General features: G+C 62.6%; 16 protein-coding genes. 8 read left to right on the top strand and 8 right to left on the bottom strand.

The window, feature by feature from the left end; translation table 11 throughout:
• Nucleotides 1-9 precede the first annotated feature (9 nt).
• Together folB and folK are read left to right on the top strand one after the other, a co-directional pair.
• Nucleotides 10-369, top strand: a complete 360-nt coding sequence (folB, locus tag AC5XE7_RS00915) for a dihydroneopterin aldolase (protein ID WP_183830648.1) — start codon at nt 10-12, stop codon at nt 367-369.
• On the top strand, nt 353-865 hold the full coding sequence (gene folK, locus AC5XE7_RS00920; protein WP_495364520.1) for a 2-amino-4-hydroxy-6-hydroxymethyldihydropteridine diphosphokinase: 513 nt from the start codon (nt 353-355) through the stop codon (nt 863-865). The genes folB and folK overlap by 17 nt, the downstream gene beginning before the upstream one ends.
• Before the next feature lie 24 nt (nt 866-889).
• Here the strand turns inward: folK and AC5XE7_RS00925 are convergent, their stop codons facing one another.
• Genes AC5XE7_RS00925 through AC5XE7_RS00935 form a run of 3 tightly spaced genes read right to left on the bottom strand, consistent with a single transcriptional unit; the run spans nt 890 to nt 2390 of the window.
• Nucleotides 890-1438, bottom strand: coding sequence for a DUF924 family protein (locus AC5XE7_RS00925; RefSeq protein WP_495364519.1), 549 nt, complete (start codon nt 1436-1438; stop codon nt 890-892).
• Nucleotides 1439-1452: 14 nt separating this feature from the next.
• Nucleotides 1453-2157, bottom strand: a complete 705-nt coding sequence (locus AC5XE7_RS00930; protein ID WP_495364518.1) for a TIGR02281 family clan AA aspartic protease — start codon at nt 2155-2157, stop codon at nt 1453-1455.
• The gene (locus tag AC5XE7_RS00935) at nt 2154-2390 is read right to left on the bottom strand and encodes a DUF1289 domain-containing protein (protein WP_239798923.1); all 237 of its coding nucleotides are present in this window, start codon (nt 2388-2390) and stop codon (nt 2154-2156) included. Before AC5XE7_RS00935 ends, AC5XE7_RS00930 begins: the two co-directional genes overlap by 4 nt.
• 154 nt (nt 2391-2544) lie before the next feature.
• Between AC5XE7_RS00935 and AC5XE7_RS00940 the strand changes: the two genes are divergently transcribed.
• Nucleotides 2545-3543, top strand: a complete 999-nt coding sequence (locus tag AC5XE7_RS00940; RefSeq protein ID WP_495364517.1) for a nicotinate-nucleotide--dimethylbenzimidazole phosphoribosyltransferase — start codon at nt 2545-2547, stop codon at nt 3541-3543.
• Between the two features lie 48 nt (nt 3544-3591).
• On the opposite strand, the gene AC5XE7_RS00945 is transcribed toward AC5XE7_RS00940, so the two are convergent.
• On the bottom strand, nt 3592-5112 hold the full coding sequence (locus AC5XE7_RS00945) for a sensor histidine kinase (protein ID WP_495364516.1): 1521 nt from the start codon (nt 5110-5112) through the stop codon (nt 3592-3594).
• Between the two features lie 145 nt (nt 5113-5257).
• On the opposite strand from AC5XE7_RS00945, the gene AC5XE7_RS00950 reads away from it, so the two are divergent.
• The 4 genes from AC5XE7_RS00950 to AC5XE7_RS00965 all read left to right on the top strand — a co-directional run bounded on the left by AC5XE7_RS00950 (nt 5258) and on the right by AC5XE7_RS00965 (nt 7721).
• Entirely contained in the window at nt 5258-5806 is a 549-nt protein-coding gene (locus AC5XE7_RS00950; RefSeq protein ID WP_495364515.1) for a thermonuclease family protein, read from the top strand.
• 57 nt (nt 5807-5863) lie between these two features.
• The gene (locus AC5XE7_RS00955; RefSeq protein ID WP_495364514.1) at nt 5864-6475 is read left to right on the top strand and encodes a glutathione S-transferase; all 612 of its coding nucleotides are present in this window, start codon (nt 5864-5866) and stop codon (nt 6473-6475) included.
• A 14-nt stretch (nt 6476-6489) separates the two neighbouring features.
• Nucleotides 6490-7122: a uracil-DNA glycosylase family protein gene (locus AC5XE7_RS00960; protein WP_495364513.1), complete on the top strand. Its 633-nt coding sequence runs from the start codon at nt 6490-6492 to the stop codon at nt 7120-7122.
• A gap of 107 nt (nt 7123-7229) precedes the next feature.
• The gene (locus AC5XE7_RS00965; protein ID WP_183830618.1) at nt 7230-7721 is read left to right on the top strand and encodes an Lrp/AsnC family transcriptional regulator; all 492 of its coding nucleotides are present in this window, start codon (nt 7230-7232) and stop codon (nt 7719-7721) included.
• A 34-nt stretch (nt 7722-7755) separates the two neighbouring features.
• On the opposite strand, the gene AC5XE7_RS00970 is transcribed toward AC5XE7_RS00965, so the two are convergent.
• The 4 genes from AC5XE7_RS00970 to AC5XE7_RS00985 form a co-directional block, all read right to left on the bottom strand.
• Nucleotides 7756-8310 (bottom strand): hypothetical protein, encoded by a 555-nt coding sequence (locus AC5XE7_RS00970; protein ID WP_280197552.1) that lies wholly within the window; start codon nt 8308-8310, stop codon nt 7756-7758.
• A 143-nt stretch (nt 8311-8453) separates the two neighbouring features.
• The gene (locus tag AC5XE7_RS00975) at nt 8454-9542 is read right to left on the bottom strand and encodes a YcjF family protein (RefSeq protein WP_495364512.1); all 1089 of its coding nucleotides are present in this window, start codon (nt 9540-9542) and stop codon (nt 8454-8456) included.
• Complete coding sequence (locus AC5XE7_RS00980) at nt 9539-11014, bottom strand: YcjX family GTP-binding protein (RefSeq protein WP_495364511.1); 1476 nt, start codon at nt 11012-11014, stop codon at nt 9539-9541. The genes AC5XE7_RS00975 and AC5XE7_RS00980 overlap by 4 nt, the downstream gene beginning before the upstream one ends.
• Nucleotides 11015-11132: 118 nt before the next feature.
• Nucleotides 11133-11636 (bottom strand): SixA phosphatase family protein, encoded by a 504-nt coding sequence (locus AC5XE7_RS00985; RefSeq protein WP_495364510.1) that lies wholly within the window; start codon nt 11634-11636, stop codon nt 11133-11135.
• Between the two features lie 183 nt (nt 11637-11819).
• Between AC5XE7_RS00985 and dksA the strand changes: the two genes are divergently transcribed.
• Nucleotides 11820-12236 carry an RNA polymerase-binding protein DksA gene (gene dksA, locus AC5XE7_RS00990; protein ID WP_183830602.1) on the top strand — a complete coding sequence of 139 codons (417 nt, stop codon included), beginning with the start codon at nt 11820-11822 and terminating at the stop codon, nt 12234-12236.
• The last annotated feature ends 55 nt before the right edge of the window (nt 12237-12291 follow it).

Genomic DNA, 12291 nt, shown 5'->3' on the forward strand with positions numbered 1-12291 from the left:
CACCAGCCCATGTATGTCATCCGTATGAAGAATTGCGCCTTCTTCGCCACGCACGGGCTGCTGGATGAGGAGGAAAAACTCGGCCAGCGCTTCTATGTCGATGCGGTGCTGCATGTAGAGCCGACGAAGCCGCTCGAAGCCGACGCGATGGACGCCACGGTCGACTACGGCGTGGCCTTCAGCGTGATCGAGGAGATCATCACCGGCCGCCGCCATTTCCTCATCGAAACGCTGGCCCATGAAGTCGCCAAATCGCTGTCGGCCCGTTTTCCGCAGATCCAGCGCGCGGAGATAACGGTCAGGAAGCCCAATGCGCCGGTGCGCGGTGTGCTGGATTATGTGGAGGTGACCGTTGCCTGGCCGCGATAGCCGCGTTTTCGTCAGCCTCGGCGGAAATCTTGGCGATCCCGCCCATTCGATGGGTGCGGCGCTGCGGGCGCTGGACGCGCATCCACAGGTGCGGGTGACCGCCGTGTCGTCGCTGCACAGGACGCCGCCGTGGGGAAAGACCGATCAGCCGGATTTTCTCAATTCGGCAGCCGAACTTCACACCACGCTGCGCCCCCGCGAATTGCTGGAACTGTGCCTTCAGACGGAACACAGCCTCAAGCGGGTTCGCGAGGAACGGTGGGGGCCACGTCTCATCGACATCGATATTCTTCTGTACGACGACCGCGTCATCAACGAAACGGGGCTGGAAGTGCCGCATCCGCGCATGCTGCAACGCGCCTTCGTGCTGGCACCGCTTTCGGAGCTTGCTGCGACCCTTGAGATTGGCGGGCAGCGCGTCGGGGAGCTTCTGGCTGGCGTTGACGCCGCCGGAATCGAGCGTCTCGACTCCGGCAGGCAATGGTGGCGCGGCTGAGCCGGGCCTTAAGAGGGGTGCCAATCAGCCTGCGAAGCCGCCCCCGTCCAGAAATGCCTGTTCTTCGGCTGTTGTCACCCGGCCCAGAGGCCCGTTCCTGTGCGGGAAACGCCCGAAGCGCTTTATGATGTCGTAGTGATCGACGGCATAGCTCAGATAGCTGGCCGCATTGGCCTTGTGCAGCTCGACCGAGCGCTTCTGATCGTCCAGATCTTCGGAGTGTTCCAGCGGGAGATAGAAGAAGACGCGGATCTGCTCGTCTACGGCCATGTCGTGACCGGCTTCAATTGCTCTGGCCGCATAATATCTGGCCAGCGGATCGGTTGCGAACATGTGTCCCGTTCCCCGGAAGCAATTGCGCGGGAACTGGTCGAGAAGGATCATAAGCGCCAGCGCGCCTTCGCGATCCCCCATCCAGCCATCCAGTTCGCGGCGGGCTGCCGCATAGTGCAGGTCAAGGAAACGCTTCCGGAAGTCGGTGTCGAAAGCCTCGTCCTTTCTGAACCAGGCTTCCGGTCCTGCCTCGCGCCAGAAGGCGGTGACGGTTTGCGGATTTGCAGTTGAAGTGGTCATGTCTGCTCCTTTTTTCAGTCGCGAAGGATCATGCGGTCGCCGCGCACGTCAAAGCCCGACAGCGAGCCGATAAAATTCATGCCAAGCAGGCTTTGCCTCAGGGCGCCGGGGGCTGCGACCAGCACGGGCTGGTTGCGGCGCACGATGTTGCCGACGGCGATCTCCCCCGCGCGTACTGCCGCCGCGCTCGCGGTGCCGTTGGCGGTCGAAACGCGGACGGTATAGTTCAGCGAGGCCGGATCAAAACCCACGATGCGCGCGTCCTCGGCGCTTAGAACTGTTGTGGTTGCGCCGGTATCGACCAGCGCGGGGATCGACTTGCCGTTGATCACCATGCGCACCTCGAAATGACCGCTGCGCCCCTTGTCCAGTGCAACAGTGGCGCGGCCGTCCTCGGTGCCGAGCATCAGGGGACTTCCGGGAATCAGGCCGGCGGTGATGCGGCTGCCGAAATCCTGAAGCTCATAGCGGTACTGGTAGCCGGCAATGAGAGCGATGACGATCAGGGCCCACAGGCCAAGGCTGCGCGCCATGTCACCGAAACGCCGGCCGGAGCGCAGCAGGCCGGCGCCGATCACCGCCGCGAGAAGGCCGAGCCAGATGAGGTTGGCGAAATCCTCGTTAAGAAAACCCAGCGTCGCGCCGGATTCGTGATTGAGCATCAGGAGGATGGCGCCGAGCCCGATGAGGCCAAGTATGATCCACAGACCGCGGCTCATCGGGGAGCCCTGATGCGCTGGCGCGTCTTGGGGATGGCCGGGGATTTTGCCTTCATGCTGCCTTCCATCTTTTCCAGTCTTGCGCCCAGAGTATCCATGATGCGGCGACGCTCCGGGGGGCTCATGGCGATCCATCCTGCGATCTCGCTGCCGGTGCGCCCGCAGCCGATGCAGTAGCCGCTCTTCATATCGATCGAGCAAACAAGGATGCAGGGCGATTCGATTGCCGTCATGGATGTTTTCCGAACTCTCAACCCACATGGGACAGGCAAACCGCCGATGCAAGCCTTCTGCGGCACTTGCTGCCGGTGGTTTTCGGCCGATGCGGTTGTCAGGCGGTCCACAGAGGGCTATGCGGGCGGCACGTTTTGCATGGAGCCGGGGCCTATGGTCAGCGCATTGCCGTTTGAAGATTTCCGCGTCCTTCTGGACAAGCTGCCTGAACAGGATGACCGCTTTGCAACGGATGTCCGCAAAGTCTTTGCGAAGGCCGCGATGGCGCAGGGGCCCCTCGGGCGCATGGAAGATGTCGCGGCATGGTTCGCCGGCTGGACCGGACGGGCAAGCCCGCAGGTGACGCGGCCGCTGGTTGCCATTTTCGCCGGCACGCATGGCGTGGCCGCGCATGGCGTGTCGCCGCGCCCGGTCACCGCGACTGTCGATGCGGTCGAATTGTGTGCGGCGGGCGGCGCGGCAATCAATCAGGTGTGCCTGACCTATGATCTCGGCCTGAAGGTTTTCGATCTCGCGCTCGATCTGCCGACGGGTGACATCACGCGCGAGCCGGCGCTGGACGAGCGCGGCTGTGCTGCCACCATGGCCTTCGGCATGGAGGCGATCGCCGGCGGATCTGACCTTTTGTGCCTTGGCGATCTCGGTGTCGGCAATTCCACGGTCGCCGCTGCGCTGATGGCGGCATTGTTCGGCGGACGGGGTGCTGACTGGGTGGGGCCGGGCAGCGGCGCCGACGAGATCGGAGTGGCACGCAAGGCGGCCATCGTCGATCAGGCGCTGGCTTTCCATGGGCCGCATCTGGCGGATCCGCTGGAGGCGCTGGCGCGTGTCGGCGGGCGCGAGTTCGCCGCCATCGCCGGTGCGATACTTGCCGCCCGCATGGAGCGCATTCCGGTGCTGATCGATGGTTTTGCCGCTACTGCTGCCGCTGCCGCGCTGCACAAGGTTCATCCCGGCGCCCTCGATCATTGCCTGCTGGCCAGCCTTTCGGCGGAGCCGGGACATCGGCGCGCGGCTGAAATCCTCGGCCTTCAGCCTCTGCTGGATCTGGGCATCGGCCACGGCGAAGGCGTGGGGGCCGCACTTGGCGCGGGGCTGGTGAAGGCGGCGGTGCAGATGGTATCCGGCATGGCGCTGGCGCAAAGGGCCTGATAGCCCGTTTCGGGCTCTTTCCTGCCAGTCGGCCCTACTTAGCCGGCCTTACCAGCCGGCATTGGCTGCCACCTTCGTGGGCATCGCCGGAAGCTCTTCCATGACGCGCGACGGCGGGAAGATGACGATGGCTTCCGTGCCTTCGCGCAGTTTCGAGTGCAGCTCGAACTCGCCGCCATGCATGGCAACGAGGCCCTGAACGATGGGCAGCCCGAGGCCAGTGCCCTGTTCGGCGCTCTTGATCGCTATCGTGCCCTGACCGAACGCGGACAGCACGACGGGAATCTCGTCCTGCGGGATGCCCGGGCCGTTGTCCTTCACCGAAATGTACTGGCCGCCGCCAGCGGTCCAGCCAACGCGCACGCGAACTTCCCCGCCGCTCGACGTGAACTTGATGGCGTTGGAAAGAAGATTGAGGAGGATCTGGCGGATCGCGCGCTCGTCTGCGTAGAGGCGCGGCAGCGTCGGCTCGAACTGCTGCACGATGCGGATGCCCTTGTTGCGGGCTCTGAGTTCCATCATGTGGCAGGTGTCTTCGGCCAGCATCGTCAGGGTGACGGCTTCTTCCTGAAGCTGATAACGGCCGGCCTCGATGCGGGACAGATCGAGAATCTCGTTGATCAGGTTCAGCAGATGCTGGCCTGAATCGTGAATGTCGCCGGCATATTCGCGGTAGTTCTTGTTGCCGACGGGTCCCAGCACCTCATTGGCCATGACTTCGGAGAAGCCCAGAATGGCATTCAGCGGCGTGCGAAGCTCGTGGCTCATGGAAGCCAGGAACCGTGACTTGGCGAGGTTTGCTTCCTCGGCGCGGTGGCGGGCTTCGTCCGACATGGCCTTGGCCGTTTCCAGTTCGGCGATCAACTCATCCTTTTGCGATCGGAACGACAGCATCATGACCGATGAATGTTTCAGGTGACTGGCCACATAGGACAGGAACGGAAGGGCGATGATCAGCAGCGCCAGCATCATCACTTCCACCGGCGAGGCCGGCCATGTCGCGCCCCAGGCGTAGGCCAGAACGGGCAGGGCGAATGTGGCGATGAGCGCGCCGCTGATGGACGACGTGAGGATGGCCGTGGCAGCCATGGCAAGAAGCAGCGTCACCGCCTTGACGACATGGAACTGGTCGAGCGTGCAGGCGGCGCAGCCCATCAGGCCGAAAACCGCCCAGCCGATGCCGGAGATCACATGCGCGATCAGATAGTTGCGCGTGGCGGCTCTGGGGTCGATAAGGGCGGCATCGGTTGCATTGTAGCGTCGGGACAGGATCAGAAGGGGGCTGAGGCACGCCAGCGCCAGCGCGCCCCAGAGCAGCATTTCCAGACCCATGCCCGCTGCCAGACCAGCTACGGAGACAAGCAGAATGAGTGCCGGTATGAAAAATGCGCCGCTGAGCATGGAGTGCGCATGCAGCTTCAGCATTTCGCGGTCGAAATCGGGATTGCCGGCCTGTTGCGCCAGACGGTCGCGGGTTTTGCGGACAGCGCGGGCCACATCGCTGTTGCGATGCGGTTGGCGGCGGTCCACAATATTCTTGTCCGCTGTTGTTGAGCGTTGCAACGGCATTCTATGGGTTCAATCTATGCGGCCAGCATGGTCTCCCAACACGCTACGATCGAATGCTTAAGACTTTGTTTGCCATATGAGCAGATCGCGTTCCCGCAACGGAAGCCGTTATCGGAATCCGCGCTCGCGCAGTCCGGCGAGGCGCATGCTCGACTATGGGCTGACCATTCTGCTGTTCGGAATTCTTGCATTCGTGGCGTCGCGGCTGGATAAGGCCAATACGCGCACCGAGCAGGGTGCGGCCCGCATTGTCGACGGCGATTCCATCGAACTGGATGGTCTGCGCGTGCGCCTGCGCGGCATCGATGCTCCCGAATACAAGCAGATGTGCAAAAGGGGCGGCCATGACTATGCCTGCGGGCGGCAATCGCGCGAGGCGCTGCTGCGGATGACCGATCGCAGGACAGTCGCATGCACGGGGTGGCGAAACGATCAGTATGGGCGTCTTCTTGGCGATTGTTCGGCCGATGGGGTGGATCTGAACCGCGAGATGGTCGCGCAGGGATGGGCCGTCGCCTATGGCGATTTCGAGCGCGAGGAGGCGAAGGCCCGTTCGGCAAAGCTCGGCCTCTGGGCGGGCGAGTTCGAAAAGCCCCGGCAATGGCGCGACCGTCAGGGCGGACGGGTCGAGCCGGCTCATGACAGTCTCGCTGCGGTCGGCGACTGGCTGCGGGAAATATTTCGTTTCTGGTGAGCGCAACCCTATATAGCGGCGGTATCCGCTGTGCATTTCGGGAGCAGGGAGAGAAGGATGAAACTGTTCGATGGCGGGCGGGCGCCCAATCCGCGCAGGGTGCGGGTTTTTCTGGCCGAAAAGGGCATCGAGGTGCCCATCGTGCCTGTCGACATGGGCGCAATGGAGCATCGCAGCGAGCAGGTGCGCTCGCGCAATCCGCTGCAGGGCCTGCCGGTGCTGGAACTGGATGACGGTACGATCCTCACCGAAACCGTCGCCATCTGCCGCTATTTCGAGGAGATCCAGCCCGCGCCGCCGCTGTTCGGGGAGGGCGCGGTTGGCAAGGCTCTGGTGGAGATGTGGCAAAGGCGCGTGGAACTGGAGCTGTTCATGCGGGTTGCGCATGCCTTCCGCCATATCCATCCAGCCATGAAGGAGTGGGAGGTTCCCCAGATTCCGGAATGGGGCGAGGCGAATAAACCCAAGGTGACGAAGTTCCTGCATTTCCTTGACGGTGAGCTCGCCAATCGCGAATTCATTACCGGCGATGCCTATACGATTGCCGACATCACCGGCCTAATAGCGATCGATTTCATGAAGCCGGCCCGCATCGCCCTGCCGGATGACTGCGCCCATGTGCGGCGCTGGTATGAAGCCGTTTCGGCACGTCCGAGTGCTGCCGCCTGATGATGGGCGCAAGCGTGGCACGCCGCGAAACCGGCGACGAGCTTGCCACGCTGACGGCACAGGTGCGCGCCTGCCGCATATGCGTGGAGGCACCGCTGGGGCGGCCCCTGCCGCATGAACCCCGCCCGGTTCTGGTGCCTTCCCCGACGGCGCGCATCCTCATCGCCAGCCAAGCGCCGGGCACCAGGGTTCACCTGAGCGGCGTGCCGTTCACGGATGCCTCGGGCGACCGGCTGCGCTCGTGGCTGGGCGTCAGCAGCGCCGAGTTCTACGATCCGTCCAAGTTCGCAATCGTACCCATGGGCTTCTGCTTTCCGGGGCAGGATGCCAAAGGCGGAGACCTGCCGCCCCGGCGCGAATGCGCACCTGCGTGGCGCGGGCAGCTCATGGAGCTGATGCCCCAGCTCGACCTGATCCTCACCATCGGCCTCTATGCGCAGAAGTGGCATATGGGCTCCCTGCGACAGGGTTCGCTGACCGATACGGTGAAGGACTGGCGCGGAATCTGGGAGGCGCAAAGCCCGGTCAAAGTGCTGCCCTTGCCGCATCCTTCATGGCGCAACACCGGCTGGCTGAAGCGCAATACATGGTTTGAAACCGAATTGCTGCCTTTCCTGCAGGCGGAAATCAGACGCCGGCTCGAATAAGTTTTTGAGAATTTATCACTCGCAATTTGCCAGTATGACGGAATTTCTTTCTTGTGCGGCGGGTCATAATCACTAAAAATTGGGCAACTTTTCTACAAGGAGCGCCCATGGACCGCCTCGACCGAAAAATTTTGCGCCTCTTGCAGGAGGATGCCACCCTGGCCGTCGCCGACGTCGCCAAGAAGGTTGGCCTTTCCACGACGCCGTGCTGGCGCCGTATCCAGAAGCTGGAGGAAGAAGGGGTCATCAAGCGCCGCGTGGCCATTCTGGACCCGGTGCGGGTGAACGTGCGGGTGAACGTTTTCGTCTCCATCCGCACCAATTCACACAGCCACGAATGGCTGCGCCGGTTTTCCGAGGTGATTCAGGAGTTTCCGGAAGTGGTCGAGTTCTACCGCATGAGCGGCGATGTCGACTATCTGCTTCGCGTGGTGGTGCCGGATATCGCGGCTTACGATGCGTTCTACAAGCGCCTCATCGCCAAGATCGAAATCCGGGACGTTTCATCGGCTTTCGCCATGGAGCAGATCAAGAACACGACCGAGCTGCCGCTCGACTACATGGTTCTGGACAAGGAATCGGGATCCAGCGCGGGCTGATGCGCTCAACACTGTCGAATCCGGGGCGGGCTCGTCAGTTCTTGGCGAGCTTGCCGACCGGAGCGCCTTCGATACGCTTCAGATTGACGCCGATAACGGGCACCACCTGCTTGTCGACCTTCACCGATACGGTGACGATCATCGACTGATCGTCGGGGATGCGGGCCTGCATCACGCCGTTGAGTTCCTTGCGGTTGATGGCGAAGACAACCTTGCGCGGGTCAACGACATTACCGGCGATGATGTCGAGCCCTTCGCCGGCAGCACCGCCCATAAAGGTGCCCTTGTAGCCGGTGCGGCCCTTGTGCTCGACCGTGGCTTTCATCTGCTGCGTGAAGACGCCGACGCGGCAGGAGCCGTCCAGAGTCATGCCGACTTTCACCTCGGGCGACGAGCCGGTGAATGTGCAGGTGAACTTGGTGCCCTTGTATTTGCCCGCGACGATTTCGCCGGGGCCGACCCATTTGCCTTCGACCGACTGGAAGAACTGCTTGTCGCGTTCGCCGGCGGAGGCGGTTGCCGGGAGAATTGCGGTTGCCGAAATGGCGAGAGCCAGCGGCAGCATGGAAGACACGATTACGCTTTTCATCGAGGATACCCGGCAACGAAATACTGAGAGGAACCTTGTCCGAACCATGAACAAAAATGGTTAATGGTTTCTCACCATATGCCCGAGAATTCGAATTTTCGCCAGCGCTGTCATTTGTAAAGCGTCCCGATCCCTGATGCGTCTCAGGCCGAAGGAGATTTTTCCGTGCCGTTGCCCTTGCCGGCGAATGAGGTGAGGGCGGAGAGAAAATCGCCCATTCCCGGCCGCCTCAACGCATGAAACGGCAGGGGGCGCGTGGTGTCCATGGCGGCCAGGCCGATGCGCGCTGTCAGCATGCCGTTGACGACACCTTCGCCAAGCTTCGCCGACAGCCGTGCGGCCACACCGTGGCCCAGTATCTGCTGCACGAAGCCGTCACCCAGTGCGATCGAGCCGGTGATGGCCAGATGCGCGAGCACGCCGCGCGCAAGGCGGAAGAAGCCGAGCGTGCCGGGTCGTCCGCCATAGAGTTCCGAAAGCCTGCGGATCAGCCGCGCCGCCTCGAAGGCAACATAGGCGATGTCGACAACGGCGCGCGGGCTTACCGCCGTGACCAGCGAGACGCGCTTGGCGGCGTCGAGGATCATGATTTTCGCACGGGCATCCAGCGGTGCGAGGATTTCGGTTTCCGCAATTCGTATGAGGTCGGCGCTGTCGATGATCTCGCCATCCAGTTCGTCCAGCGCACGGCGGCCGGCAGCCGTTTCCGGTCTTGCAGCGACAAAGGAGGACAGTTCGGCCACCACGGCGCGGGCCGCTTTGGGATCGTTGCGGCCAACGGCGTCCTGCGCGCGCTTCTGTATCTTTTCCACCTCCGCGAGGCGGGCGATGGCGATGCATTCGCGCGCGAGAACGATGATGAGCGCGATGGCGCCGATCGCTGCTGCAAGCGCCGCCAGCCAGCCGAGCCACGGTGCACGCTCGAACAGCGAGCGGATCAGCCCGTCGATCCACAGGCCAATGGCAAGCGATACGAGCAACCCGGCGGCACCTGCCAGAATTCGTGCCGCCACGGAGCGTCTGCGTGGCGCTGTGGCGGGCGGCGGCACGATCGCGGCTTCATCCGGTGCCTCGAAGATGTCGTGCCCGTCCGGCACGGCGACGGCGACTTCGACCGGTGCGGCGCGCGGCCTGCGTGGCGGCTGAGCGGGATGCTGGGTCTCTTCTGCGGCTTTCCTTGCTGGTTCCGGCGCCACGGGGAAAGCGGAGGGTTTGCGGGGTTCGTTGCTCATGCCAGCCGGTCTCCGATCAGGAACTGCAGGGCGCGATCGAGCCTGATATGGGGCAGGGAGAGGGTGACGCCCTCGGCGGTGCGTTCAAGCCTTGGCGGGCGAAAGCGGACAAAGCGGATGGCGGGATCGGTTTCGTCCTGACGATGACCGTTTGCGGTTTCAAAAACGGAATCAACTTTCTCCGGCAAGTCACCGGGAAATATGGCTGTTTCCGTTTCGCCGTCGAAGATCTGGCCGCCGATCGTTTCTCCGGCCAGCGGTGTGCCGAGAATGACGGGCAGCGTGTCGCGGCCCTGCTTGACCGTGCCTTCGCGCGTGGCGCGGATGGCAGCCATGGCGACAACGTCGACATTGGCGCCGGTGAAATTGGCGCGGGCTATGGCGCGATCCGCCAGGCGCCGCACGATCGCCTGCAGCCGATCGTGGCTTTCGTGGTGCAGATGGTCGGCCTTGGTGGCGGCAATCAGGATGCGGTCGATGCGCCGCGACACCAGATCGGTCAGGATATTGCCGCGGCCGGGCCGGAAGCAGGCCAGGATTTCCGTCACCGCGCGCTCCAGATCCGCCATTGCGCCGGGCCCGGCATTGAGCGCCTGCAAGGCATCGATGAGAACGATCTGGCGGTCGAGCCGGGTGATGTGCTCGCGAAAGAACGGCCGCACCACGTGGGTTTTATAAGCCTCGTAGCGGCGCTCCATCATGGCGCGCAGAGACCCCGGTTTTGCGCGGCGCTCTTCGTTTGGCGTCAGCGGGGCGAAGGTGAGCGCGGGCGAGCCTTCGAGGTCGCCCGGCATCAGGAAGCGGCCGGGCGGCAGCGTGGACAGTGCGCGGTCGTCGAGCTTGCACGCCTTCAGATAGGCCGCGAAGCTTTCCGACAGGCGGCGGGCGGTAACTTCATCGGACGCCGCATCCGGATCGACGGATGCGGAAAGATCGCGCCACTCCCGCGAAAGATCCGCACGCACCGGAAGCTCCGCCATTTCAAACGCTTCGCGTGAAAAGTCCGCGTAGGACTTGCCGAGCAGCGGCAGGTCGAGCAGCCACTCGCCGGGGTAGTCCACAATGTCGAGCGACAGCTTTCCGGCCGAGAACATGCGGCTCCAGCCGGAAGCGGATTCATATTCGATCGTCAGCCTGAGTTCGGAAATAGCACGCGTCGAATCCGGCCACAGGCGGTCGTTCACCAACGTCGCGATGTGATCCTCATACTGGAAGCGCGGCACGGCATCGTCGGGCTGCTCCTCCAGAAAGGCGCGGGCGATGCGGCCGGATTTCTGCGCCTCGAACAGCGGCAGGCGTCCGCCATGCAGCAGGTTGTGGACGAGAGAGGAGATGAAGACGGTCTTGCCGGCGCGCGACAGGCCGGTGACGCCAAGGCGCAGGGTGGGGGTGAAAAGCCCGGTCGCGCGGCCGGAGAGCGTGTCGAGCGCGATGCGCGCTTCATCCGTGAATGTCGTCAGCGAAGATGCCAATTCGGTTCCTAAAACTCGTCCATCTGGCTGAAATCATGAATTTTTCAGGATTGCGAGTGCGTATGAAAGCCTGATTTCAGGGTCGATATAGGGTGCCGGTCGGGGCTTTGTAATAGGCTCAGACGCTGACGGGGGTCAGAAACGCCTGAAGATAGCCTTTGCCGGGACCAGTCTCTTCCAGATTGCCTTCGAACTTCAGAACGGCAAGTCCGGCCGTTGGAAAGCCGTGATTCAGCGTATCGAGTGCTCCCGGTTCTCCATCGCCGGATATGGCCAGGGTCAGGTCTTCCATCATGGGATTATGACCGATGACCAGAATCGAGCCAAAGTGGCCGTAGGCGCGCACGGTTTCCAGGTAGAAAGCAGCATCTTCCGTATAGAGCGCTTCCAGAAGAATGACCCGGCCGGTATCGAGGCTGCCGGCGATGCCTTCCAGAGTTTCCTGAGCCCTGCGCGCTTTCGAGCACAGGGTGAGGTCCGGCTGGTAGCCGCATTTGCGCATAACGTCGCCAGTCATGGCGGCTTCCTCGCGGCCCGCGGCATCCAGCGGACGATCGAAATCGCACATTCCGGGCTGAGCCCAGCCCGCCTTTGCGTGCCTGAGGAGATAGAGTTTGGCCACCAGCCCTCCCGCCTGTACCTGCCTTAGAAGGATTATCGTTTGACGGCAGCGAGCGCAACGCCTCTGGCCGATGCCGCACAACAACAGGATTATACGTTCGTGTGATGAGGTGAGTACAGGCTTGTGCGGGGCAGTTTAGGTGAATATATAGGCGCCAATTCTTGGGGCTGTCGGGTGAGTCGAATGAATCAAAACCTTACTGCCGATTACGTACCCTCCGAAGACGAGCCGTTCATGAATGACCGGCAGAAGTCTTATTTCCGCGGCAAGCTGATCGCATGGAAAAACGATATCCTGCGAGAGGCACGGGAGACCCTTGAGATTCTCCAGCAGGAAAATGCAAATCTTCCTGATCTGGCGGACAGGGCCTCCTCGGAAACCGATCGTGCCATCGAGCTCAGGGCACGCGACCGCCAACGTAAGCTGATATCGAAGATCGATTCGGCGCTGCAGCGGATCGAAGAGGGCACTTACGGCTATTGTGAAGAAACAGGCGAGCCGATTTCGCTGAAGCGGCTGGATGCGCGTCCTATCGCGACCTTGTCCATCGAGGCGCAGGAACGTCATGAGCGTCGCGAGAAGGTTTATCGGGACGATTGATAATACCTCTTTTCTGATAGCAAAAAGGCCGCCCGTGAGGCGGCCTTTTTGATTC

The organism is Aquamicrobium sp. YD-1-mutant5 (genome assembly GCF_059509755.1).

Bases quoted from the DNA above. Each gene is read 5' to 3' on its own strand.
- folB (WP_183830648.1), top strand. From the start codon at position 10: ATGTATGTCATCCGTATGAAGAATTGCGCCTTCTTCGCCACGCACGGG.
- AC5XE7_RS00925 (WP_495364519.1), bottom strand. From the start codon at position 1,438: ATGACCACTTCAACTGCAAATCCGCAAACCGTCACCGCCTTCTGGCGC.
- AC5XE7_RS00930 (WP_495364518.1), bottom strand. From the start codon at position 2,157: ATGAGCCGCGGTCTGTGGATCATACTTGGCCTCATCGGGCTCGGCGCC.
- AC5XE7_RS00935 (WP_239798923.1), bottom strand. From the start codon at position 2,390: ATGACGGCAATCGAATCGCCCTGCATCCTTGTTTGCTCGATCGATATG.
- AC5XE7_RS00940 (WP_495364517.1), top strand. From the start codon at position 2,545: ATGGTCAGCGCATTGCCGTTTGAAGATTTCCGCGTCCTTCTGGACAAG.
- AC5XE7_RS00945 (WP_495364516.1), bottom strand. From the start codon at position 5,112: ATGCCGTTGCAACGCTCAACAACAGCGGACAAGAATATTGTGGACCGC.
- AC5XE7_RS00950 (WP_495364515.1), top strand. From the start codon at position 5,258: ATGCTCGACTATGGGCTGACCATTCTGCTGTTCGGAATTCTTGCATTC.
- AC5XE7_RS00955 (WP_495364514.1), top strand. From the start codon at position 5,864: ATGAAACTGTTCGATGGCGGGCGGGCGCCCAATCCGCGCAGGGTGCGG.
- AC5XE7_RS00965 (WP_183830618.1), top strand. From the start codon at position 7,230: ATGGACCGCCTCGACCGAAAAATTTTGCGCCTCTTGCAGGAGGATGCC.
- AC5XE7_RS00970 (WP_280197552.1), bottom strand. From the start codon at position 8,310: ATGAAAAGCGTAATCGTGTCTTCCATGCTGCCGCTGGCTCTCGCCATT.
- AC5XE7_RS00975 (WP_495364512.1), bottom strand. From the start codon at position 9,542: ATGAGCAACGAACCCCGCAAACCCTCCGCTTTCCCCGTGGCGCCGGAA.
- dksA (WP_183830602.1), top strand. From the start codon at position 11,820: ATGAATCAAAACCTTACTGCCGATTACGTACCCTCCGAAGACGAGCCG.